The following is a 22,140-nucleotide window of genomic DNA, read 5'->3' on the forward strand; positions in this document are numbered from 1 at the left end:
GCGATATCATCACACTATGAGCGACTCCACCCCGAAACCCCTCCGCGCCGACGCCGAACGCAACCGCGCAATTCTGCTGACCGTGGCCGGGGAGCTGTTCGCCGAGCACGGCATCGGGGGATCGCTTGAGGATGTCGCTCGTCGCGCCGAGGTGGGCATCGGTACCCTGTATCGCCGCTTTCCCACCCGCGACGATCTGATCATCGCGCTCTACAGCGAGCAGCTGGAGCACTTCGTGACGATCGCCAGCGACGCCGTAAACTTCGCCGACCGCGATGCCGCTCGCGCCTTCCGGGCGTTTGTGCACTACACGATCGAGCTCCAGTCCGCCGATCGAGGCTTCTCGGATGTGCTCCTGGACGGGTTCGAGAACCCCCGGATCTTCCGCGACGAACACGAGCTGATCCGCGCGGGAATCACCGAACTGTTCGATGCCGCCCGCGAGGCCGGCGTGATTCGCGCGGATGTGTCGGATCGTGACTTCCCGCTGATCCTCCGCGCCACCGCCCACCTGGCGGGTGCCCCCGAACGAGCCGACGAGCTGGCACGCCTGGCCGGACTGCTTATTTCGGCACTGACCGGCGATTCCACCATCCCGCTCCCCGTCGCCGAGGGATAGCTAAGGGGAGCTGCGGCTCCGGCACGGGCGACGCGCGCGGTGTGGAAATTTGAGAATCCGGTATGGTCGTGTCGCAAAAACGGTGTTAGCCTGACCAGGCGGCGCACCCGCCGCGTTCCGTTTACACCCCTCCACTCACCGGAGCGATGTGACGGGGTGGCCTCCGCCTAGTGGATGGCCATCATGGACCTACGGGGAGTGAAACACGGTTATGCGCTTTTCCAAACGCTGCGCGGTCATCTCGTTGACCTTTGCGCTCACCCTGGGCGGTGTGGGCTTTGCGGCCCCCGCCCTCGCCGATCCCGGCACACCCACGGCGCCGTCCTGGGAAGACGTGGCCGCCGCGCGCGACGACGTCGCCAAGTCTCAGGCTCAGGCAGCCGCGATCCAGACCACGATTCAGCAGCTCAGCGACGCCTCGGATGCGGCCGATGTCGCCACCCAGCAGGCGGCGGAGAAGCTTCAGGTTGCCCGCCAGAAGGTCACCGAGACCCAGCAGCGCCTGGATGACCTGCACGCCCGCCTGGAAGCCGCCAAGTCCGATGATGAGAATGCGCGCAAGGCGCTCGGCTCGATCATCGCTCAGTTTGCCCGCGCCGGCGGTGGCACCGGTGTCAGCGCGGCCCTGCTCTCCGGCGGCAAGACCGACGGTAGCGACCTGCTGTACGAGCTCGGCACGATGGAGAAGCTCTCCAGCGGCCAGGCGGCCCTGCTCGACCGCGCCAAGCAGACCAGCAACCTGGTGACCACGCTGGAAGACCAGACCAAGGCCGCCCAGTCCGAAAACGTCACCGCGCAGAAGGAGGCCGACGCCGCCTTCAAGACCGCCAATGATCGTGCCAACGCCGCTCAGGCCGCGGTGGATAACGCGCAGGTTGAATCGGCCACGCTGAACGCCCAGCTCGCGTTCCTGCAGGACCGGAGTGCAAGCCTGGATAGCGCCTATGCCGCGGCGCAGGCTCAGGCTGCCGCCCTGAAGGCTCAGGCCGAGCAGGCGGCCCGGGACCGTGCGGCTGCCGAGAAGGCAGCCCGTGATGCGGCGGCCGCCGCCGCACACCCGCCGGTCACCACGCCGCCCGTGACCCGTCCGCCGGCAACCGGCGGCGGACACACCGGTGGCGGCAACTCGGGCGGCGGCAACACCACTCCGCCGGTCACCACGCCTCCGGTCACCACCCCGCCCGCCGGTGGCGGGGGAGGCGCGCCGGTGGGACCGGCCGCCGCCGCGACCAGCGCCGTCAACTTTGCCTACGCCCAGCTGGGCAAGTGGTATGTCTTCGCCGGTGAGGGTCCCGACGTGTGGGACTGCTCGGGCCTGACCATGATCGCCTACCGTCAGGCGGGCATCAACATCGGGTACCACACCGTGGGTGCGCAGTACCGCCAGATGACCGCGGTGGGACGACTGGTTCCGCGCTCCAGCGGACTGGTCCCCGGCGACCTGCTGTTCTACTCGCAGGGTGGCAACACCAATAGCCAGACCATGTATCACATGTCCATCTACGTGGGTAACAACCAGATGATCGAGGCGCCCGAGCCCGGGAAGAAGGTCCAGCTGGTTCCGGTTCGGACCCGCAATCTGGTTCCGAACGTGGGCCGTCCGGCCGGATAGGCCCGCGCCACCATACAATTCGCGACGCCGGATTGGGCATATCGTTTTCGACACGAAACGGTTCCCGATTCGGCGTCGCCGCATTGTACGGGCGTATAGTGGCAGTGTGTCTGATCCAGAAAAGTCGACGCGCAAGCCGCGTCCCATCCTGCAATCCGCCAAGCTGGCAAACGTCCTCTACGATATCCGCGGCCCGGTGCATGAGCACGCCGCCCGACTGGAGGCCGACGGACACAAGATCCTGCGGTTGAACATCGGCAACCCCGCACCGTTCGGGTTCGAGGCGCCGAGCGCGATCGTACGCGACATGATCGCCACCCTGCCCGCCGCGAGTGGATACTCCGATTCCCGCGGCATCCTCTCGGCCCGCCGGGCAATCTTCAACCACTATCAGGTGCGCGAGAACTTCCCCGCGTTTGATGTCAACGACATCTACCTGGGTAACGGCGTCTCCGAGCTGATCACGATGACCCTGCAGGCGTTCCTGAACCCCGGGGACGAACTGCTGATTCCCTCGCCGGACTACCCGCTGTGGACGGCATCGGCCACCCTCGCCGGTGGCAACGTGGTGCACTACAACGCCATCGAGGAGCAGAACTGGGAGCCCGATATCGCCGATATCGAGGCGAAGATCACCGACCGCACCCGTGGCATCGTGGTCATCAACCCCAATAACCCCACCGGTGCCGTGTACTCCAAGGAGGTGCTGACCAAGCTCGCCGACGTCGCCCGTCGCCACGACCTGGTCATCTTCGCCGATGAGATTTATGACCGGATCCTCTACGATGAGGCCGAGCACATCTCCATCGCGACCCTCGCCCACGATGTGCTCTGCCTGACCTTCAACGGTCTGTCCAAGACCTATCGGATTGCCGGCTACCGCTCGGGCTGGGTCATCATCACCGGCCCGCGCGATCGCGCCGCGTCCTTCATCGAGGGAATCTCGCTGCTGTCGAGCATGCGCCTGTGTGCAAACGTGCCCGCGCAGTTTGCGATTCAGGCCGCACTGGGCGGCTATCAGAGCATCGATCCGATGCTCAAGCCCGGCGGCCGCCTGTATGAGCAGCGTCGCGTGGCCGTGGATATGCTCAACGCGATTCCCGGCGTCTCGGTGGTTGCTCCGCAGGGTGCGCTCTACGCGTTCCCGCGGCTGGACCCCGAGGTGCATGAGATTCACGATGATGAGAAGTTTGTGCAGGACCTCCTGCTCAAGGAACACATCCTCGTGGTTCAGGGAACCGGTTTCCACTATCCGCGACACGATCACTTCCGCGTGGTGACGCTGCCGGGTGTGGGCGACCTTGAGGTGGCGCTGGAGCGACTGGGAAACTTCCTGTCCTCCTACCACCAGTAGCGGTTGTTTCCGGTGTGCCCGTCTCGCTTTCGGCGAGGCGGGCACACCGCGTTAACCGGCGTCGTCATCGCGGGGGATCGGCGGCCCTGCTAGGGTATGGGGAGCGCCCGGGCAGATCCGGGCGTTTTTGCGTGTGCGGTATCCGCACCAAAACGAAGGACCCCCGTGACCGACTCCTCCTTCCCCGCGCGCCGCGCGGGGATGCTCGCCCTGCCCGAACCCGACATCCCGATCGCCCCCTCCGCCACGATTTCCTCCATCATCACGTCCTCCACCGCTACATCCCACAACACCGCTACATCCCACAACACCACGCGCTCCACCGCTATCTCGCCCACTGCTACTCCCGCCACCGCTACCACCGCCACGCTCGACGCGGTTCGCGAGCGCATTCATCGCGACATCAATCCGCAGATTCAAATTCTTCTGCGCCCACACGGGCATCAGGTCATCCTTGACCTCATCCAGGTTCCCTATCCGCTGCGTGGCCAACGTCTCGCGGATCGCGCCCTTGATCTTCTGTGTCGCCGTGCCGATTCCGCCGGCTGGGAGATCGCGCTGGAACCCCACCCGGCATTCGGCAGTGACACCGGCAGGCTTGCCGCCTGGTATCGCGCCCACGGTTTTCGCCCCGAGGCTCCCGGCGAGAATGCGTGGATGCACCGCCCACCCCGTTTTGCGGTCGCCCCCAGCTAAGTCGGGCAGGCAAAAACGGTGCGTACCCCACGCACTGGGGCACGCACCGTTTGAGTGCGACCGCGGCCCGACCCGGCCCGCGGTCGACAGGCGGTACGGTCTAGGCGGCGTCTTCCCCGGTTTTCCCGCCGGTCGATGCGATCTCGGCCACGAACGACAGCCCGCTGGCATTGTTCTTGGTCATCGAGAGCATCCGATCCATGTACGGTTCGAGCGCGGTGACCTTATCTAGCGGGGCACCAACGATGAGCTGGAAGCCGAGCCCCTGCCAGGCGGCCACGGCACGTCCGGCGAATTCGGCATCGGATTTCACGAAGCCCTCATCGAGGAACACCGGGGCAAAGCGGGGCCGGGTTCGCGACTCATCGCCGAGCTGGAACCGCAGTGCGGCGCCCACGATGAAGGCGACCAACTCCTGGGATTCACCACCACTCTTTCCGCCGAGGGAGGAGTAGGTGCTGACCTCGACGCCGTCTACGGTCTGGCGGACGGCGGTGATTTCCACGTGTCGGCGGACATCCAGCAGGTCGTCTCGGCGACCCTCGCCGTTTTCGCGGAGCAGATCCATGAACGCGCGCAGCCGACCGAAGCGCTCCTGCGCGGCCGCGTCATCCAGGGTTTCGGTGGAACCGGCCGACAGCTCGCGCAGTTCGCGTCGGAATCGGGTCACGTCCTCACCGTGCAGGCGCCGCAGGGCGATCTTGAGACGGTCACGGCCCGCGCCAAAGGGCAGGGTCGAGAGGATTTCGTTCACCGGATCCAGGCGCTCCTCGATCGCCTCGATCGCGCCATCGAACGCGCCGCCGAGGGGAACCAGGTCCTGCCCGCTCCACTCGGAGAGTCGGCGGGTCCATTCCTGGCGACGCTCGTGCAGGCCGGTGGTGATGATCGTGTCGAGGATATCGCGGTATCCCTCGGCCGATTCGATGGTGGTGCCGAGGTTCGGGTCGGGCCAGCGGTCCTGGTAGATCCGGAACGCCGATTCGAGAGCGGACTCGGCGGCGGCCGCGGCCTCGCGAGCCTGGGTGGACTGCGCGCGCAGGCGATCGCCCAGGCGCTTGACCCCCGAATCGAATGCGGCCAGATCGGTTCCTCCGCCCACCGCCGCAAGCTCCTCATCCAGGCGCTCGGCGTGTTCGGGGGCGAGCTCGGCGGAGTTGACCCGTTCCCAGGCCTCGGCCAGCTCGTCCTCGCGGTCCACCAGGCGCTCGTGCTCGGTGGCCAGCTGGGCGCCGGCGTCCTCGGCGAGGAAGCGTTCCCGCTGGGCGGCGTCACGCTCGACCCGCAGGCGGGTTTCCTCGTCGCCCAGGCTGCGCAGCACGTCGCTGTCGGCGAGCACCCGCTCGCGTTCGGCGGCCAGCTCGGTGAGCGCGGTCTCCACCGCGGCCACATCAATCGTGGACCAGCGTGCATCGCGCACCAGGCGGTGAGCGTCCCGGTGCGCACGCAACACGGCCAGACCCGCCCGTTCGGCACTGATCTCGCCCACCAGCGTGGCCAGCCGCGCATCCAGCTCGGCCACCTCGGCCTCGATCTGGGTGAGCCGGGCAGTGTTGGAGAATCCGATGATCGGGCGCACGTTATTGTCACCGTGTGCGCCGCGACTACCGTCTCGGGTCTGACCACTCGGGGCAACCCGGCGTCCGGACCCGCGCAGCTCGGCGGCGGACTCGACACACAGCGCATCGGTGTGGGCCGCGCGCACCCGGTCCTGCACCCAGTGCGCGTAGGGGGAGTCCTGGAAGACCAGCTTGCCAGAGATCATTTCGGGGTCGGACTCCGCCGGCGTGAAGGCACCCGCGGGTACGCCCTCGAACACGATCCGGGTCGACAGCTCCACCTCGTCGATGCTACGCGAGAAGGCGTCCAGGTGGGCCTCATCCACAACCAGGATGCGCGAGACCGGGCCGAGTGTGACCTCGGCGGCGGTGCGCCACCGTTCCTCCCCGGATGCCAGGTCGATGAGCTCGGCCACAAACGGCAGGTCCGCGGCGTTCAGGCCGGCGGCCTCAGCCAGGGCCAGCCGCGCCTGGTGCAGGTGGGGCGGGACCAGACCGGTTCGCCCGCTGAGCGAGATGGCCTCGTCCCGCAGGGCGCGACGATCGGCCTCGAGCGGATACTGATCGCGGCCGCGGGCGTTGATGCGGTCCTCATATTCCTGTTCGCGGGCGGTATACGCGGCGAGGAATGTGTCGGCGGCGTCCTGAGCGGCGGTGAACTCGGCGGCGGATTCGGGGACGGCACCCAGTACGGTCACCCGCTCGGTAAACGCGTCCCGTTCCAGGGCCACCTGCTCGAGGCGGTGTTCGAGCGCGGTGTGCTGCTGTCCCAGGTCTTCGAGAACGTCACCGCCGTTCTCGCGCTGCTGGCGCTGAATCGTGGCGAGCCGGGAAGCCAGCCCGTCCTCGTGTTCGCGGGCGGTGGCGATCCGTTCCCGGGCACCGCGCCGATCGGCCGCGTTGGCGGTGGTGGCCGCCTCCAGCAGCTCGCGTTCGGTGCGGACCCGCCACAGGTTGAAGGCGGTCGCGCCCTCCCGATTGACCCCAAACGTGTCGATTGTGGCCTCTTCGGCGCGAGCGCGGGCGTGTTCGGTCATCAGCGCGGGTACCGCTCCGAGCACCGTGGATTTCTGATCCTCGGTCACCATCGCCTCATAGGACTTCTCCAGATCGGCGAAGTGCGCCAGCGCGGTATCGGCGGCCTCGAAGGTGGCCGGGCGTTCCAGCACCATCGACTTATAGAGACCATCCACCGTGCGCACCTGCTGACCCGCCTGAATCCGGGCGAGCAGGCGCAGGGCCTTGGACCCGTCCCCACCGGCCCCGATGCCGAGACGCGTGTGCAGTTTCTGGGCGAATTCCAGATAGGTCCCGCACACCTGGATGCCGGGGGCCACGCCGCGCAGCGCCCGGCGATCGAAGCGGCTCTCGGCGATGGTCGCCAGCTCACGCAGGTCAAACGCGCTATCGAGGATTGCCATCTTCATCGACACATTCGCCGAGGCGGCGGCACCACGCGGCACAAAATAGGTGCGCAGTACGGTGAAGCGCCGCCGATTGTCGTCTACGAAGGTCATCGAGATGGCGCCCCAGGTGGACGAGTTCTCCCCGCGCAGCACCCGATCGAGCATAACCCCGGTTTCCGGGTCGCGGCGGGAGTCTGTTTTGCCCAACAGATAGGACAGCAGGTTGCGCTGATCCGCGCCGCGGGCACGCCCGGTGGTGGCGTCATTTGAGGCACCGTTGAACGCGGTATCCGAGGGCATCATCAGGGCCAGGTAGGCGTCCATCAGGGTGCTCTTACCCGAACCCGAGGCACCCGACAGCAGCGTGGCGGTGGGGGAGAGGGGAATCGCATGGTGCCCCTGGAAGCCACCCCAGTTCACCACCTGGAACAGCTCGGCGCGCCACTGGGTAGTTCCCTCGGTGGCGCCGTCAATGTGGAAGAGGGGGGCGTCGCTCACTGGGTGATCTCCTCATCGGTGTGGGTCTCGGTATCGGCTTCGGGCACCGACCCGTTATCGGTCTCGGGATTCTCAACATCCTCGGTCTCGACGTCCTCGGTCTCGACGTTCGGGTCCTCACCCTCGGCCTCTGCCCCGGAGCGCGTCCGGAACCACTCGAGCAGTTCGCTCAGGCGTTCGAGCGGCAGCAGGACCTCGATGACCGGGGCGATCCGGAAGCGGTCGGGATCGTCCGTGCGCAGCAGAATCTGCGAGCGGGCCATCGAGTCGATGGCCTTTTCGGCCTTCCGGGCATCACCCGACTGGTCGGTGGAATATGCGGGGCGGAACTGGGCGATCCGTCCCAGCATCTCCTCACGTCCAACATGCACGCTTTCACGACCGTTGCCCCGCTCGCTTCGGAAGCGTCCACGCAGGAACACCAGGAGAATGGTCTCCTCGCGGGTATAGGCGGTGTCGCGCAGCAGGGTCGGGAAACGTCCACCCTCCTCGGGGTGGGCCTGTCGTTTGAACGCGACCTCATACGCGCGATCGATGTGCAGATCGAGGAACAGGTCGTTCAGGCGGGAGCGCAGCACGGCCTCGGAGGCCAACAGGGTCTTCCACTCGCGCGGGTGGTCGGCGGCGCTGAGGTAGCGCCCGCGCAGCAGCGTGACTAGCGCGCGCCGCTGGGCCAGATCAAGGCGACCCTCATCGCCCTCGAACAGCGATACGGTGCCCTCGGGATCAACCTCGGGCACGCCGTCTTCGATCATCGTGTCTCGGGTCATGCGAGGGGGTCCTCCTGAGCAGTCGGGGTGGTATGGGGTGTCTGAGTGGCCGGGACCGTGGGCGCGGTGTTGGCAGTTTCGCCGTCGCCCGCCTCGCTGGAATCGAACATCCGTTCGATCTGGGCGAGGGCGCGCTGCGCCTCACGATCCAGCCGCACCCGGGGCACCCGGAAGGTGCGCGCGGTGTGGTCGGGGCGAATGGTGGAGAAATCGTCGTAGGCGTCCGCCTCGACACCGATCTCGGCCTGGGTGAGCAGGTGCAGCAGACCAAAGATCTCCACCGGCCGGCGCAGGTCCGGGCTCAATGTATTGAAGAGATCGCCGAGGGCGGCCTCCTCCGCATCTCGTGCCGCAAGACCAATTGCCGCGCGCACCTCCTCGAGATAGGGCCCACCCTGAACACGGATGGTATCGATCTCGGGTGCGGCCGGCGCATCCGCGGCATGGTCTTCCAGCGGGGGAGGAGGTGCCGCCGACAGGGGATCCCACAGTCGTTCGCGCAGGTGCGGCGTCTCGGGTACCTCGGGCAGCAGTTCCACCGGGACCGTGGAACGGGGTCCCGCCGTGTGCATCCAGGTTTCCAGCTCGCGGCCGAGGGCGCGCAGCACCGCGTCGAGTTCGCGGTCGCGCACATGATCGTGGTTTTCGATGTGCTCGCGCAGGGTCGCGGTCAGGCGGCGACGCTGGGAGAGCACGTCATCGATCCCCGATCGCAGAATCGATACGGTGCCGCGGAAGTCCCGGCGCGCCCCCGACCCCAATCCGGCGGCGAAGGGGTGATCGAGGATGGTCTGAATGTCTCGGCGCAGCGCCGTCAGCAGCTCCTCGTTTCGCAGCAGGGTGAACGCACCCTCGAATGCCCGCCCCTCGGCCGTGGCACCCATGAGCTCATCGGTTTTGGCCAGGTACTCATCCAGCACCTCACCGATGGGACGCTCCTCGGCGCGGAAGTCGCTGATGATCTGGCGATGCATGGCGGCCACCGACTCCTCCACTCGCTTGAAGTCGCTGGGGAGTTGGCCGATGAGGTCGATCAGGTTCTGATATCCCTCATACATGCGCTCGTTCCCGGCAGCGGGCACCTCGCCACCACCGCGCAGACGATCGCGTTCGGCCGTCAGCTCGGCGATGCGATCATCCAGTCGCTGAATGCGGGTGTGGGGATCGGGATCGGCCTCGGTGGCCCAGTGGTGCATGGTGTCAAGAATGGTTGTGAGTCGGGATTCACTCAGCAGCGCGCGATCCTTGGCCAGGGAGTCGACCAGTGCCAATGCCTCGAGCGCGTGGGAGGTGAGTGAGTAGCGCTCCTCACCCTCATTGTCGCTGGATCGGTAAAGCCAGCGGTCGTTCATCCACTGCACGCAGAGCGAACGCCCGGTGCCCGTGGGGATCTCCTCGCCCAGCGCGGCAAGCTCCTGCAGATAGGTGTCTACCTGGACGTGCAGTCGCTCGGCATGGATGCTCTGCCGCTCCCGGCTGAAGGAGGTTCGGAAGATGGTGAGCACCAGGGGTGCCCACTTTCGATCGAGGAGACGAAGGGTGGGTTTGTCAAAAGACTCCCGCACCCGCGTCAGCTCTCGCAGTACGTCACTCACCGCGTCCATCCTCCCGTTGTCGCGTGGCCCGCCGCCGGCTGGCCAACCTCTATTCTCTCGTACGTTACCGATTCGACACGATCCCGCCGCCCTCGGCGGGGCAAATGGGGGATAAGTTCGCCGTGCCGGTCTGCTGTGGAGGAAATTTTGCCCTTGGCATATGTCAGCGTTCACTGTATAGTCAGTGCATGCTGACATTAGCCTCGCGTCTCGACGTCATGAACCGCCTCGGTCGCGCCATGGCCGACGCCACCCGCTCCCGGATCCTGCTTGAACTGATGAGCGGTCCCGGATATACCGGCAAACTCGCCGCGGATTTGGACCTCACCCGCACCAACGTCTCCAACCACCTGGCGTGCCTGCGCGGCTGCGGAATCGTGGTGGCCGTCCCCGAGGGGCGAGCGACGCGCTATGAGATCTCCGATCCGCACATCACCCGCGCCATCGAATCGCTGCTGGGCGTGGTGCTGGCGGTGGACGATGGTGCGCCCTGCCTCGATGCCGCATGTGTCGAACCCGGGTGCTGCCCGGGGGAGGATGCCGACGGCAGCGGCGTGACCTCCGCCGCCCTTCCGGCCACCCGAGCATTCGAGCGCACGGGGGAGCGGAACTAGTGGCCGACGCCTGCTGCGGCCCCGCCGAAACCCCCATCATCAGCCCCGCCGAATCCGGCTCGGTGGGGACCGACCGCGAAGCCACCCCACTCCGCGAACCGCTGACCCCCTGGTGGCGTGATTCCGGTGTCCTGATCCCCGCCGCCTCGGGGGTGCTCCTGCTGGTGGGCGCCGGCGTCTCGGCGCTCGAATTCCCCGTGGCCGCGCTGATCATCCACGCGGCTTCGCTCGCGCTGGGTGCCTGGACCTTCATTCCCGGCGCGATTCGGAAGCTTCTGCGCGGGCGCCTCACCGTGGGGCTGCTGATGACCATCGCCGCGGTGGGTGCGGTACTCCTGGGGCACGTGGCCGAGGCCGCGGCCCTGGCCTTCCTCTTCTCCCTGGCCGAGGCGCTCGAAGACCGCGCGATGGATCGCGCGCGTCACGGCCTGGGTGCCCTGCTCGACCTCATTCCCACCGAGGTGCGCGTGCTGCGTGGCGGACACGAGTGCGTGGTCGCCGGCGCGAATGTGCGCATCGGTGACGTATTACTGATTGCCGCGGGGGATCGGATCGCCACCGACGGCGTGGTTGCAGCGGGCCGCGGCGGGGTGGACCTCTCGGCCATCACCGGCGAATCGATCCCCGTTTCGGTGGCACCCGGTGATCCGATTGCGGCCGGGGCGATCAACGGCTCGGCAAGCCTGCGGGTCACGGCCACGGCCGATGGTCGCAACAACTCGCTCACCGATATCGTCGCGCTGGTGAGCGCCGCCCAGGAACGCAAGGGGGAGTGGGCCCGCCGGGCGGATCGAATCGCGCGTCCGCTGGTTCCCGCGGTGCTGATCCTCTCGGCCCTCGTGATCATGTTTGGCTTCCTGGTGGGGGATCCGGAGTTCTGGACCGAACGCGCCCTGGTGGTACTGGTGGCGGCCTCGCCCTGTGCGCTGGCGATCGCGGTCCCGGTCACCGTTATCTCGGCGATCGGTTCGGCCAGCCGGTTCGGAGTCATCGTCAAGTCGGGCGCGGCGTTTGAGCGCCTCGGCGCGGTGCGTCGGGTGGTGTTTGATAAGACCGGCACCCTCACCCGCAATGTGCCCGAGGTGGTTGCGGTCGAGGGCGGAGAGGCCGGATCATCCGATTCGGCGCTGATCGCGGCCGCCGCCCTGGAGGCGCGGAGCACCCACCCGCTCGCCCGGGCAATCGTGGCGGCGGCGCCCGCCGGGCACCTTCCGGAGGCGCAGGATGTGACCGAGGAGGCGGGCCACGGACTCGCCGGACGCGTGGACGGTGTCCGGGTGCGCGTGGGTAGCGTTCGCTGGCTGCTCGACCCTGAGGTCGACGGCGCGCTGGTGAATGCCGCCGAGCGCCTGGCCGCGGTGGGCATGACCGTCGTGGTGATCGAGCTGGATGGCCGCGCCACCACGGTCATCGGCGTTCGGGACGAGCTGCGGCCCGAGGCGGGGGAGACGGTCGCGGCCCTGCGCGCGCAGGGGATTTCGGTTGCACTTCTCACCGGTGATTCCGCGCGCACCGCGGAGGCGCTCGCGCAGAGCGCCGGGATCTCTGAGGTTCATCACGAGCAGCTCCCCAGCGACAAGGCGCGCGTGATCGAGGCTTACCGACGTACCGCGGTGACGGCGATGATCGGAGACGGCATCAACGACGCACCGGCGCTGGCCACCGCGGATGTCGGGATCGCGATGGGCCAGACGGGTTCGGCGGCCGCATTGGAATCCGCCGACATTGCGTTTGTTGGCACCGATCTTCGCCAGCTCCCACGGGCAATCGCCCATGCACGCCGCGGGCTCCGCATCATGACCGGAAACATTTTCCTCGCGCTGGCGATCATCGTGGTTCTGGTTCCGCTGGCGCTGTGGGGCGTCCTGGGGTTGGCCGGGGTGGTGCTGGTGCATGAGATTGCCGAGGTAATCGTGATTCTCAATGGCATTCGTGCGGCGCGGGTCCGGTCAAATTGATCCCGGGCAGAGACGCTGACATCAAGATTTCGCACCATACCGCCCACCCGTTTGGATTCGGCCGCGAACTCCCTCCTCGACCTGAACTCGCTGGCCCGCGAGGCGGACCAGACGCACGTACGCGGTTTCATTCGAGTATCATCGGCCCAGAAAGTAATCATTGGTTCAGAAAGTAATCATTGGTTCAGTGGAAATTGAACCAATGATTACTGAGCCGGTTCCGGGGGAGGAGGAGTGGGCGACTCCTCATGCTGCACCGTCAGATCCGCCTCGTCTACGCATTGTTGATCTGTTGACGCTGGGGATTTATTGGTGCGGGCGGGTTAGATGTCGGTGATGGTTCGGATCCGGTCGGTCATGGCTCGGCGGGCGATGTCGGAGTCGGGGACGAAGCGTTCGAAGCCGTGTGGTGCTCCGGGGTGGACGTGGAGTTCGATCGGTACGCCGTGCCGGGCCAGCTTGGTATGACGGTCGTCAAGCATCGGGTAAATCAGGATTTGCTTGGCGACCGGTATGTTCCGGTCGCGGGCGAGGATTGCGGCGCCCGCGGTGGGGCCACCTCCACCACTGTCGCCCATGAGTGCAATCCGGTCGGGGTTTACGCCGAGGGAGGCGGCGTGTTCGCGAAGCCAGATCAGCGCACTGTAGACGTCTTCGGCCATCGCCGTGCTGGTCGGCGCCTCGGGCGCGAGGCGGAGGTCGACGGACAAAAACGGGATGCCGCTGTGGGCGACGTACCACGCGACGACTTCGTCGTACAGGTCGACGCTGCCCCCGAGCATCCCTCCGCCGTGTGCGTACACGACAGCAGATCCCGGGGTTTTTCCGGTCTTGGCGTACCAGCGCAGTAGCAGCGTGGCCTCACTGTCGAATGTCTCGGTGGTGAAATCGGTGGTGGTCACTCCGGTGACAGTGGGGGAGAGGGCGGGCATGTAGGCCTGACCGGCGTTCGCGGAGGCGCGGACGGCCTGCCAGTCTCCGCGCACGGGGCGTGGGGCATTCGCTGATCCCCGCTTCAGTTCGGCCATCGCGGGCACAAGTGCGGGGTCAAGAGCGTATTTCATGATCGGAGCTTTCGCTTTCTGGGGCGTTGTTCGGTCTCAGACGGTGGTAATGGTGCCATCCCACGCGCCGCCCGCGGGCACGGAGGCGTGCTGATGGATGAGCTCCCACCCGTGCTCCCGACGTTCGAAGCAGTCGGTTTGCCGGGAGATGACCTGTCGGCTGGAGCCGTCCTTGAGTACGAGGGCGGTGCGTTGCACGGTGCATACGATGCCCATGTCTCCGTTGACAGTGGCATCCAGGTCGAGGATCTCGACCGTGCACGACTCAAATGTCGCGAACGTGTCATCGAACAGCTTCTGTGCCGGTGCGATGCCGCGGGAGGCGAACGGCACGATGTCGAACCACAGCGCGTCGGACGCCCAGTGTCGAGTGCTCTGTGCTCCGGTCATCGACGTGGCCATCTCGCCGACGACGCCGATCAAGGTGTCTTTGTCCTGCTGTGCGCTCGCGCGCTCGCTCGTGGTCATGGTGTTGTTCCTTCCATCTGGCAGTCCGAGTAACCGCCTCTAGAACGAGTCTCGGGTGTGCCGTCAGGGGAGATGCAATAGGCCTGTTCCTGCTGGTATCTCCCGTTGGGGGAGGTGTCATACTCGAGGTATGACGGCATCCTTAGCGATCGGGGACTTCTCCCGCGCATCGCACCTGAACATCAAGACGCTGCGCCATTACCACCGGATCGGGCTCCTCGTTCCCGCCCACGTGGACCCGGACACCGCCCACCGGCGATACGACACCGACCAGATCCCGACCGCCCAGGTCATCCGCCGGCTCCGCATGCTCGACATGCCCCTGGACGAGATCCATCGCCTGATCGTGACCAGCGATCTGACCCGCCGGAACCGGCTCATCTCAGACCACCTCGCACACCTGGAGGCGCAGCTCGCCCGCACACAGGACGCGGTGGCGTCGCTGCGGGACCTGATCGAACCATCCCGCGGCAATCAGACGGCGAGCGTTGAGCATCGGCGTCAGCCTGCCACGCCGGCCGCCGCGATCAGCGCAGTGATCGACGTCGAGAATGTGACGGGCTGGTACCAGGGTGCCCTCGGCGAGCTGCACGCCCTGCTCGCCGTCCAGAAGATTTCGCCCACCGGGCCTGGAGGCGCGATCTACTCCACCGATCTGTTCACCCACGGCCGCGGCGAGGCCATCGTGTTTGTGCCCTGTGATGGCGATCTGCGACCGACCGGACGAGTCGTGCCCCTTACGGTGCCGGAGACAGATCTCGCCGTAGCTGAACACCGCGGCCCGCACTCCGGCGAGATCGATCACATCTATGGCGAACTTGGCGCGTACATCGGTGATCACGCGATCGGGATCGACGGCCCCATCCGCGAGTACTACCTCGTCGGCGCACTCGAGACGGCCGACGAGAACCAGTGGCGCACCGAGATCGGCTGGCCCATCTTCCACACCGGAGCGTAAGGCGGCCGATCCAGCTACCCGGCAAGGGGAGTGGTCCGTTATCGACGTATATGCAATTTCAGCACGTCAGATATCCGTGACTTGACATAATGTACATTATCAGCGCGACAGTCTGATTGCGATTTGGGCACGGAGTGGCGGCCCCGCCACCGCATAACGTGTGTCTGCGTCAGAATGGATGTACCGGATACGTTTGGTGTGATCGAAGGGAAAGATCATGAGTGAACGACTCGTCATCGACAGCAGACAGCTCAAAGACTCGGCGGTGAACGGAATTCGCGTGGGACTCGGCGTCACGGGCATCGTCGCCGTTCTGGTGGGAATCCTGATCCTGGCTCGGCCCGGATCCGCGCTGATCGCCGTGGGCTGGCTATTCGGACTGTACTTCATCGTGGCCGGCGTGATGCGCCTGATCGCCGCGGCGCTCGCCACCGACTCGGATACCGTGTATCGCATCTCCAGCGGCATCCTGGGGCTCCTGCTGTTGGCCGGCGGCATCTACACACTGGAAAACCCGGTCTTCGGCGCCACGATCCTCGCCACGGTCATCGGCATCACCTGGATCATCGAGGGCATCGCCGCGCTGACCGGACGCAGCAATGATCGCGCCAAATGGTTCGGGATCCTCTACGGAATCCTGAGCATCGTGGCCGGCGTGATGGTGCTGTTCATCCCGCTCAGCACGGCGGCAATCCTGCTGATTTTTGCGGCCATCTTCCTGGTTATCGGCGGCATCCTGCAGATTATTCAGGCGTTCCTGTTTGGGCGTCACGGGTAGCCCGCCCGTTACCCACTCCCCCAAAAACCACAAAAATCCCGCATTCGCTACGAATGCGGGATTTTTGTTACGTATTACTCGCCGGAGCCGAAGCTGCCGGTGTCCCCCACCAGGCGGGTGTTATCGGCGGGCACGGCCTCGACGGCGGCCAGGGCTACCTCGGCGGCGAACTCGGCCACGTTGTAGAGCTTGCCGGCCTGCTCGCGACGCTCGGCGATCGCGCCGGGGTTCAGTCGGTCCAGCAGGGTCGCGGTGATCGTGCCCTCGATCATGTCGCCGGACACCACCACAAAACCGATACCGGCCTCGGCCAGGGCGGGGATCTGCTCGCGCAGGGCGTCCTCGCCGGCGCGCTTGGACAGGGCAACCGGCTCATACTCGGGCATGGTCGGGGTCTGGCGGATGAAGTGGGCCTGGTGGCTGGTCACGAAGACCACGCGCGACCCCTCTCCCAGCAGGGACTTGGCGCTCTCCAGCACGTTGAGCTGGGCGTCACGGTTGAGCAGCAGGGCATAGTTCTCGGCCATGCCGGACTCCATGCCGCCCGAGGCGTTCAGGACCAGGATGTCCAGCGATCCGTACTCGGCACGGATGGTGTCCATCATGTCCGCCACCGAGGCGGGGTCGGTCAGGTCGGCACCCACGGTGATCGCGGTTCCGCCGGCGGTACGGATCTGCTCGGCCAGCTTGAGCGCGCGTGCCTCCTTATTGCGGAAGTTGATCACGACGCGGGCACCCGCCTCGGCAAAGTAGCGAACGGTGTCCGCGCCGACCCCGCGAGAGGAACCGGTGACGAGGACGTTTTTGCCGGCGAGGCTGCCCGGGGCGAGGATTTCAGACACTGTGTGATGCTCCTTGAAGGGTGCGGAAAGGACAAGACGGGCAAAGAGGCCCAGCGATGATTCTAGCAAGAGTGCCCCATCACGCCCGCGGCATATAAACACAAAGTGGGAACGATCCGCCTTTTTTCCGCGGAATTGTCCACCCGAACTGGTAGGTTTGCTGCAAGAGTTTTCGCCCACATCCTGAAAGGAATTGGACGACCATGGAGATGATTACCCCGTATATCTGGATCGCGTGGCTTGCGCTGATCCTGATCTTCATCATCATCGAGATGCTGACCCTGGAATTCACCTTCCTCATGCTGGCCATCGGCAGCTTTGTTGGGCTGCTGAGCGGCATCCTGCACGTGGAGTGGTGGGGTCAGATCATCATTGCCGGTATCGCCGGCATGCTGCTGATCCTGCTGGTACGCCCTCCCCTGTTGCGTGCCCTTCAGCGTGGCGGGGACCCCACCAAGAGCAATATGGATGCGGTGGTGGGCCAGGGCGGCGTGGTGTTGGAAACCGTGAGCGCCGGCACCGGCCTGGTGAAGCTCTCCAACGGGGAAACCTGGACCGCCCGCACAGTGGCCGATGGTCCCGGCACCGCGCTGGAACCCGGCACGGTTATCTCCGTAGCTCTGATCGAGGGTGCCACCGCTCTGGTGCGCCCCGACGCGACTCCCCCCGTCTAGGTCTCGCCAGAGCGGCGAACCAACACAGAACAAGAGGAACATCGTGAACGACGACGTATCAATTGGTGCCATTATCGGCATCATCGCCCTGATCGCGCTGGTGATCTTTGTCCTGGTGGTGATCGCTCGCGCGGTCCGCATCATTCCCCAGGCCAGCTCCGGCGTGGTGGAGCGGCTGGGCCGCTACCACAAGACCCTGCAGCCGGGCCTGAACATCCTGGTCCCCTTCATCGACCGCCTGCGCCCGCTGATCGACATGCGCGAACAGGTCGTCTCGTTCCCGCCGCAGCCGGTGATCACCGAGGATAACCTGGTGGTCTCGATCGACACCGTGGTGTACTTCCAGGTCACCGACGCCCGCGCCGCAACCTATGAGATCGCCAACTACCTGGGCGCGGTGGAGCAGCTGACCACCACGACCCTGCGTAACGTGGTGGGTGGGCTGAACCTCGAGGAGGCGCTGACCAGCCGCGACAACATCAACGGCCAGCTGCGCATCGTCCTCGACGAGGCCACCGGCAAGTGGGGTATCCGCGTGGGACGCGTGGAGCTCAAGGCCATCGATCCGCCCCTGTCGATTCAGGACTCGATGGAGAAGCAGATGCGTGCCGAGCGGGACAAGCGTGCGGCGATTCTGACCGCCGAGGGAACCAAGCAGTCGGCGATCCTCGAGGCCGAGGGTCTGCGCCAGTCGGAGATTCTGCGCGCCGAGGGTGACGCCCAGGCCGCGGTGCTTCGTGCCAACGGTGAGGCCGAGGCGATCAAGACAGTGTTTGCCTCGATTCACGCGGGAAACCCCGACAACAAGCTGCTCGCCTACCAGTACCTGCAGACCCTGCCCAAGCTCGCCGATGGTTCGGCCAATAAGCTGTGGATCGTCCCGTCCGAGCTCACCGAAGCCCTCAAGGGTATCGGCGGAGCCTTTACCCCCAAGGGTGACAACTCCCCCACCCCGAGCGCCCCCGGTGCCGCGACTCCGGTCGCCGGCGTGAACACCGAGGGCATCAACGTGGAGGGCATCGCGGCCGCCCTGGGGTACACCAAGCAGAACCCCGCACCGAGCGGTGAGTAGCAACTCCCCCGCGTTTTTTGAAAAGGCCAGCCCGCGCGTGTTTGCACACCGCGGCCTGGCCGTTTCGGCGCAAATCGCCGAAAACACGATCGAGGCCTGTGCCGCCGCCGTGGCCGCCGGGGCGACCCACCTGGAAACCGATGTGCGGGTCAGCGCCGACGGAATCCCCGTCCTGCATCACGACCCGCACTTCCTGCGCGCGGGACGCCGCATCCGGGTGGATTCGCTGACCCTCGACCAGCTGCGGGATCCCGCACTCGGCCCCGGCCCGGTGATCGCGACCCTGGACGAGCTGTTGGAGGCTTTCCCGACCACCCCGATTAACGTGGATCTGAAGTCCGCCGCCGCGGTGGATCCCGCGGTCGAGGCGATCCTCCGCGCGCACGCCGAGCCCCGAATCCTGCTGACCTCCTTCTCCGAGCGGACCCGGCGTCGGGCGCTGAGCCGTCTGAGCGCGGTGGCCAGCTCCCCCGGTCGGTGGGCCGGAATGGTCCTGATCCTCACCCACTGGCTGCACCTGGGTCGCGCATTTACCCGACTCGCCGCTCGTGTGGATGCCGTGCAGTTCCCCGAGCGCTACGGTCCCTTCCCCGCGATGACACCGGCCCTGATCGCGCGGCTTCGCGGTGTCGGCGTGGAGTCCCACGTGTGGACAATCAATGATTCGGCCGATCTGCGCCGCCTCATTTTGGTCGGAGTGGATGGCGTGATCACCGATCGCTGTGATCTTGCCGTGAGTGTGATTGAGGATTTGCGCGCCGAGGGTTTTTGACCCTCGAACGAGGTACATTAATGTGAGCGCTTACATTCTCCGCGGGACTTTCCACGCCGGGCTCAATTTGTCGCCCGTGACCTGATGTTTTATCTGACCCACGCACTGGGTCATTCTTTTTGCGCCGCAGGCCTGTTGCGCGGTTGCCCGGGCCGGTAGGGTGTGGGGAACCGATCCACGTTCATAGTTTTTTCAGGCTAGACCGGTATAAATGGCAAGCACGCGAGAGGAGACCACACAATGGCGGATCGCAGTTTGCGCGGAATGCGCCTCGGGGCACAGAGCCTACAGAGCGAAGAGGGTGTTGTGTTCTCAGACCGGGAACGTTACATCTACCTATGTCCTAAGTGCGGTCATGAGACCGCACTGGTGTTTGCGGCCGACGCCGAAGCACCCGACACCTGGGAGTGCCGCAACTGCGGCGAGGCCGCGGTGCTGATGGTGGGGACCGAACCGATCGAGCTTGAGCCGAGCGAGGAGAAGCAGGCACGTACCCACTGGGACATGCTGCTGGAGCGTCGCACCCGCGAAGAGCTTCAGGTTCTCCTGGACGAACGACTCGACTACCTCCGCGCCCGGCGCGGACAGAAGAAGGTGGGCGCCTAGCCCACCCGGTCACCGGATTTGTGGGGATGCCCGTTGGGGCATCCCCATCCTTCGTTTAACGGCTTGAGTTGACCCAGGCTCAGCGCCAGCCGTACCGCTTGCTCAGGGCGGCGGTCACCAGGGCGAAGGTTTTGCGGTCCAGGCCCGAGGCCTCTCGGCGCATGCCGCCCGGGCGCAGTCGGAACACCCGGTCGAGGTTCGCCCAGCTGGGCCGTCCCTGCGCGTCCCAGGGGCCGGCACCGATCGGCACGAAGTCGCTCTGCCCCGCATGGGGCTTGGAGGTGAGCGCGATCGCCAGCACATCCGATCCCTGGAGCCGGGCGACCACCAGGACCGGGCGATCCTTACCCCGGCCATCGTTTTCCTCAAACGGAACCCAGGTCCAGACGATCTCCCCCGGGTCGGCGTCCCCATCGCGGCTCGGCGCATAGGTCATGGTGACGGATCCGACCCGGCGCGGGTCGACCTCGCGGGTGGCCTCGGGTCCGCTCTGTCCGGGGCTCGGTGCCTCCCCCGGCCTCGAGCCACCGGAGGGCTTCCCCGGGGCTCCGGGACGGCCGGGACGGGTGGTGGGGCGACTCGGACCGGTTAGGGCCGACAGCAGGTCGCGCAGGATCCTCAGGAACGTGTTCACGCTCCTACGCTAGTGCACGCTCGCGGCGGCCAGCCAGGGGCCGGGGCGGGTGTCGCGGACAAACAAAATCGAACCGGATGTGCGCGGTGCACATCCGGTTCGAGGGGGAAAGAGTTGTGCCAGGCCCTCCCCTTGAAGACCTGGCACAAACCGGGGATCCGCTAGCCGGATGGGGTTCGCGGTTCTGATTCGAACCGGAATCCGCCTGTCGGAGGAGGTTTCGCGTCGGGCCCTCCCCTTGAAGACCCGACGCGAGCTGGGGAACCTAGAGGCTGTGCTCGGAGGTTGCGGTGGATACCGGGGTCAGGGCGTAGCCGTCCTCACCGTGAACCACGCTGTCGACACCGGCGATCTCATCCTCGTTGGTGACGCGGAAGCCCATGGTCTTCTGGACGACCCAGCCGATGACGTAGGCGGCCACGAAGGAGTAGATCAGGACCGCGAAGACCGCGATGGTCTGGACCACCAGCTGGCGGAAGTCTCCGCCCACGAACAGGCCGGTTCCGGTGGCGAAGAAGCCGAGGTACAGGGTTCCGATCAGGCCACCCACGAGGTGGATACCCACCACATCGAGCGAGTCGTCGAAGCCGAGAACAAACTTCAGCTCGATGGCCACGGCGCAGACGGCACCGGTCAGGACTCCGAGGACCAGGGCCCAACCCGGGGTCAGGTTCGCGCAGGCCGGAGTGATGGCAACCAGGCCGGCGACGGCACCGGACGCGGCACCCACCGAGGTGGGCTTTCCGTGGCGGATCTTCTCGATGATCAGCCAGCCGATGATCGCGGCGGCGGTGGCACCCAGGGTGTTGATCGTGATCAGGCCGACGTTCTTCAGGCCGTTGAGCCACTCGGCACCGGCGTTGAATCCGAACCAACCGAACCACAGCAGCGAGGCACCGATCAGGGTCAGCGGCACGTTGTGGGGCTTCTGGATGCCGGGCTTGAAGCCGACCCGCTTGCCGAGGATCAGGGCGAGGGCCAGGGCTGCGGCACCGGCGTTGATGTGCACGTCGGTACCACCGGCGTAGTCGATGACCTCGATGCCGGCGTCCTTACCGAACAGGGCGGTGCCGAGGTTCTGGATCCATCCTCCGCCCCAGATCCAGGCGGTGACCGGGAAGTAGACCACGGTCGCCCAGATTCCGGCGAACACCATCCAGGCGCCGAAGCGTGCCCGGTCCGCGATCGCTCCCGAGATCAGGGCCACGGTGATGATGGCGAAGGTGGCACCGAAGGCCACCCCGATCAGGTTTTCGTTGGCGTGCGGCGCCGAGGCGAGGCCGCCCAGTCCGAAGTCGTTGAGCGGGTTACCGGCGAACTGGCTCGGGTTGTCGACGTGGGTCATGTTGTAGCCGTAGAGGATCCAGAGTCCGCCGATCAGGCCCATCGAGCCGAAGCTCAGCATGAGCATGCTGACGACGCTGCTGATCTTGACAAGGCCGCCGTAGAAGAAGGCGACGCCGGGGGTCATCAGCAGCACCAGTGCGGTGGCGACGAGTCCCCAGGCGAGAGATCCGGTGTCCATAAGCTTTTCCTAACCGTCTGGGCTTCCATCGGGAGTGGAGGCCGTTGCGATTAGTTTGGCGAGAAG

Annotated in this window: 20 protein-coding genes; 12 read left to right on the forward strand and 8 right to left on the reverse strand. The window is 66.1% G+C overall.

The window, feature by feature from the left end; translation table 11 throughout:
- The first annotated feature begins 16 nt into the window (after positions 1 to 16).
- The 4 genes from IE92_RS0103770 to IE92_RS0103785 all read left to right on the forward strand — a co-directional run bounded on the left by IE92_RS0103770 (position 17) and on the right by IE92_RS0103785 (position 4,281).
- Complete coding sequence (locus IE92_RS0103770) at positions 17 to 619, forward strand: TetR/AcrR family transcriptional regulator (protein WP_051701883.1); 603 nt, start codon at positions 17 to 19, stop codon at positions 617 to 619.
- Positions 620 to 830: 211 nt separating this feature from the next.
- A complete protein-coding gene (locus IE92_RS0103775; RefSeq protein ID WP_030143540.1) occupies positions 831 to 2,231 on the forward strand; it encodes a C40 family peptidase in 1,401 nt (466 codons plus the stop codon).
- A 106-nt stretch (positions 2,232 to 2,337) separates the two neighbouring features.
- Positions 2,338 to 3,585, forward strand: a complete 1,248-nt coding sequence (locus tag IE92_RS0103780) for a pyridoxal phosphate-dependent aminotransferase (RefSeq protein ID WP_030143541.1) — start codon at positions 2,338 to 2,340, stop codon at positions 3,583 to 3,585.
- Between the two features lie 165 nt (positions 3,586 to 3,750).
- Positions 3,751 to 4,281, forward strand: coding sequence for a hypothetical protein (locus tag IE92_RS0103785; protein WP_030143542.1), 531 nt, complete (start codon positions 3,751 to 3,753; stop codon positions 4,279 to 4,281).
- Between the two features lie 100 nt (positions 4,282 to 4,381).
- Here the strand turns inward: IE92_RS0103785 and IE92_RS0103790 are convergent, their stop codons facing one another.
- From IE92_RS0103790 to IE92_RS0103800, 3 genes are read right to left on the reverse strand one after another with little or no spacing between them, the layout of a single operon-like run.
- Positions 4,382 to 7,744 carry an ATP-binding protein gene (locus IE92_RS0103790; protein WP_051701882.1) on the reverse strand — a complete coding sequence of 1,121 codons (3,363 nt, stop codon included), beginning with the start codon at positions 7,742 to 7,744 and terminating at the stop codon, positions 4,382 to 4,384.
- Positions 7,741 to 8,514, reverse strand: a complete 774-nt coding sequence (locus IE92_RS0103795) for a DUF4194 domain-containing protein (RefSeq protein WP_081864079.1) — start codon at positions 8,512 to 8,514, stop codon at positions 7,741 to 7,743. The genes IE92_RS0103790 and IE92_RS0103795 overlap by 4 nt, the downstream gene beginning before the upstream one ends.
- A complete protein-coding gene (locus IE92_RS0103800; RefSeq protein WP_081864110.1) occupies positions 8,511 to 10,109 on the reverse strand; it encodes a DUF3375 domain-containing protein in 1,599 nt (532 codons plus the stop codon). Before IE92_RS0103800 ends, IE92_RS0103795 begins: the two co-directional genes overlap by 4 nt.
- A 188-nt stretch (positions 10,110 to 10,297) precedes the next feature.
- On the opposite strand from IE92_RS0103800, the gene cmtR reads away from it, so the two are divergent.
- Both cmtR and IE92_RS0103810 read left to right on the forward strand, forming a co-directional pair.
- Entirely contained in the window at positions 10,298 to 10,723 is a 426-nt protein-coding gene (gene cmtR / locus IE92_RS0103805) for a Cd(II)/Pb(II)-sensing metalloregulatory transcriptional regulator CmtR (protein WP_051701880.1), read from the forward strand.
- Positions 10,723 to 12,681 carry a heavy metal translocating P-type ATPase gene (locus IE92_RS0103810; RefSeq protein WP_425411817.1) on the forward strand — a complete coding sequence of 653 codons (1,959 nt, stop codon included), beginning with the start codon at positions 10,723 to 10,725 and terminating at the stop codon, positions 12,679 to 12,681. The genes cmtR and IE92_RS0103810 overlap by 1 nt, the downstream gene beginning before the upstream one ends.
- A 323-nt stretch (positions 12,682 to 13,004) precedes the next feature.
- Here IE92_RS0103810 and IE92_RS0103815 read toward each other — a convergent pair whose 3' ends face one another.
- Together IE92_RS0103815 and IE92_RS0103820 are read right to left on the reverse strand one after the other, a co-directional pair.
- A complete protein-coding gene (locus IE92_RS0103815; RefSeq protein WP_030143548.1) occupies positions 13,005 to 13,745 on the reverse strand; it encodes an alpha/beta hydrolase in 741 nt (246 codons plus the stop codon).
- A 36-nt stretch (positions 13,746 to 13,781) separates the two neighbouring features.
- A complete protein-coding gene (locus tag IE92_RS0103820; protein WP_030143549.1) occupies positions 13,782 to 14,213 on the reverse strand; it encodes a YybH family protein in 432 nt (143 codons plus the stop codon).
- Between the two features lie 130 nt (positions 14,214 to 14,343).
- Between IE92_RS0103820 and IE92_RS0103825 the strand changes: the two genes are divergently transcribed.
- On the forward strand, positions 14,344 to 15,171 hold the full coding sequence (locus tag IE92_RS0103825) for a MerR family transcriptional regulator (RefSeq protein ID WP_030143550.1): 828 nt from the start codon (positions 14,344 to 14,346) through the stop codon (positions 15,169 to 15,171).
- Positions 15,172 to 15,388: 217 nt separating this feature from the next.
- Positions 15,389 to 15,949 (forward strand): HdeD family acid-resistance protein, encoded by a 561-nt coding sequence (locus tag IE92_RS0103830; RefSeq protein WP_030143551.1) that lies wholly within the window; start codon positions 15,389 to 15,391, stop codon positions 15,947 to 15,949.
- Between the two features lie 74 nt (positions 15,950 to 16,023).
- Here IE92_RS0103830 and IE92_RS0103835 read toward each other — a convergent pair whose 3' ends face one another.
- Entirely contained in the window at positions 16,024 to 16,791 is a 768-nt protein-coding gene (locus IE92_RS0103835; protein WP_030143552.1) for an SDR family oxidoreductase, read from the reverse strand.
- Between the two features lie 203 nt (positions 16,792 to 16,994).
- On the opposite strand from IE92_RS0103835, the gene IE92_RS0103840 reads away from it, so the two are divergent.
- The 4 genes from IE92_RS0103840 (at position 16,995) to IE92_RS0103855 (ending at position 19,915) form a co-directional block, all read left to right on the forward strand.
- Positions 16,995 to 17,465, forward strand: coding sequence for an NfeD family protein (locus IE92_RS0103840; protein ID WP_030143553.1), 471 nt, complete (start codon positions 16,995 to 16,997; stop codon positions 17,463 to 17,465).
- A 43-nt stretch (positions 17,466 to 17,508) separates the two neighbouring features.
- Positions 17,509 to 18,537, forward strand: coding sequence for an SPFH domain-containing protein (locus tag IE92_RS0103845; RefSeq protein ID WP_081864077.1), 1,029 nt, complete (start codon positions 17,509 to 17,511; stop codon positions 18,535 to 18,537).
- A complete protein-coding gene (locus IE92_RS0103850; RefSeq protein WP_030143555.1) occupies positions 18,530 to 19,309 on the forward strand; it encodes a glycerophosphodiester phosphodiesterase family protein in 780 nt (259 codons plus the stop codon). Before IE92_RS0103845 ends, IE92_RS0103850 begins: the two co-directional genes overlap by 8 nt.
- A gap of 240 nt (positions 19,310 to 19,549) precedes the next feature.
- Positions 19,550 to 19,915, forward strand: coding sequence for an RNA polymerase-binding protein RbpA (locus tag IE92_RS0103855; protein ID WP_030143556.1), 366 nt, complete (start codon positions 19,550 to 19,552; stop codon positions 19,913 to 19,915).
- 79 nt (positions 19,916 to 19,994) lie between these two features.
- On the opposite strand, the gene IE92_RS18715 is transcribed toward IE92_RS0103855, so the two are convergent.
- Both IE92_RS18715 and IE92_RS0103865 read right to left on the reverse strand, forming a co-directional pair.
- Positions 19,995 to 20,549: a type II toxin-antitoxin system PemK/MazF family toxin gene (locus IE92_RS18715; protein WP_030143557.1), complete on the reverse strand. Its 555-nt coding sequence runs from the start codon at positions 20,547 to 20,549 to the stop codon at positions 19,995 to 19,997.
- A gap of 265 nt (positions 20,550 to 20,814) precedes the next feature.
- Positions 20,815 to 22,074 carry an ammonium transporter gene (locus IE92_RS0103865; protein ID WP_051701878.1) on the reverse strand — a complete coding sequence of 420 codons (1,260 nt, stop codon included), beginning with the start codon at positions 22,072 to 22,074 and terminating at the stop codon, positions 20,815 to 20,817.
- Positions 22,075 to 22,140: the final 66 nt, after the last annotated feature.

The organism is Mycetocola saprophilus, from assembly GCF_000718085.1.
Classification (GTDB): Bacteria; Actinomycetota; Actinomycetes; order Actinomycetales; family Microbacteriaceae; genus Mycetocola; species Mycetocola saprophilus.

What these genes read in the sequence shown, in the direction of transcription:
- IE92_RS0103830 (WP_030143551.1), top strand. Translation starts at nt 15,389, where the DNA reads ATGAGTGAACGACTCGTCATCGACAGCAGACAGCTCAAAGACTCGGCG.
- cmtR (WP_051701880.1), top strand. Translation starts at nt 10,298, where the DNA reads ATGCTGACATTAGCCTCGCGTCTCGACGTCATGAACCGCCTCGGTCGC.
- IE92_RS0103770 (WP_051701883.1), top strand. Translation starts at nt 17, where the DNA reads ATGAGCGACTCCACCCCGAAACCCCTCCGCGCCGACGCCGAACGCAAC.
- IE92_RS0103865 (WP_051701878.1), bottom strand. Translation starts at nt 22,074, where the DNA reads ATGGACACCGGATCTCTCGCCTGGGGACTCGTCGCCACCGCACTGGTG.
- IE92_RS0103825 (WP_030143550.1), top strand. Translation starts at nt 14,344, where the DNA reads ATGACGGCATCCTTAGCGATCGGGGACTTCTCCCGCGCATCGCACCTG.
- IE92_RS0103820 (WP_030143549.1), bottom strand. Translation starts at nt 14,213, where the DNA reads ATGACCACGAGCGAGCGCGCGAGCGCACAGCAGGACAAAGACACCTTG.
- IE92_RS0103795 (WP_081864079.1), bottom strand. Translation starts at nt 8,514, where the DNA reads ATGACCCGAGACACGATGATCGAAGACGGCGTGCCCGAGGTTGATCCC.
- IE92_RS0103775 (WP_030143540.1), top strand. Translation starts at nt 831, where the DNA reads ATGCGCTTTTCCAAACGCTGCGCGGTCATCTCGTTGACCTTTGCGCTC.
- IE92_RS0103840 (WP_030143553.1), top strand. Translation starts at nt 16,995, where the DNA reads ATGGAGATGATTACCCCGTATATCTGGATCGCGTGGCTTGCGCTGATC.
- IE92_RS0103815 (WP_030143548.1), bottom strand. Translation starts at nt 13,745, where the DNA reads ATGAAATACGCTCTTGACCCCGCACTTGTGCCCGCGATGGCCGAACTG.
- IE92_RS0103855 (WP_030143556.1), top strand. Translation starts at nt 19,550, where the DNA reads ATGGCGGATCGCAGTTTGCGCGGAATGCGCCTCGGGGCACAGAGCCTA.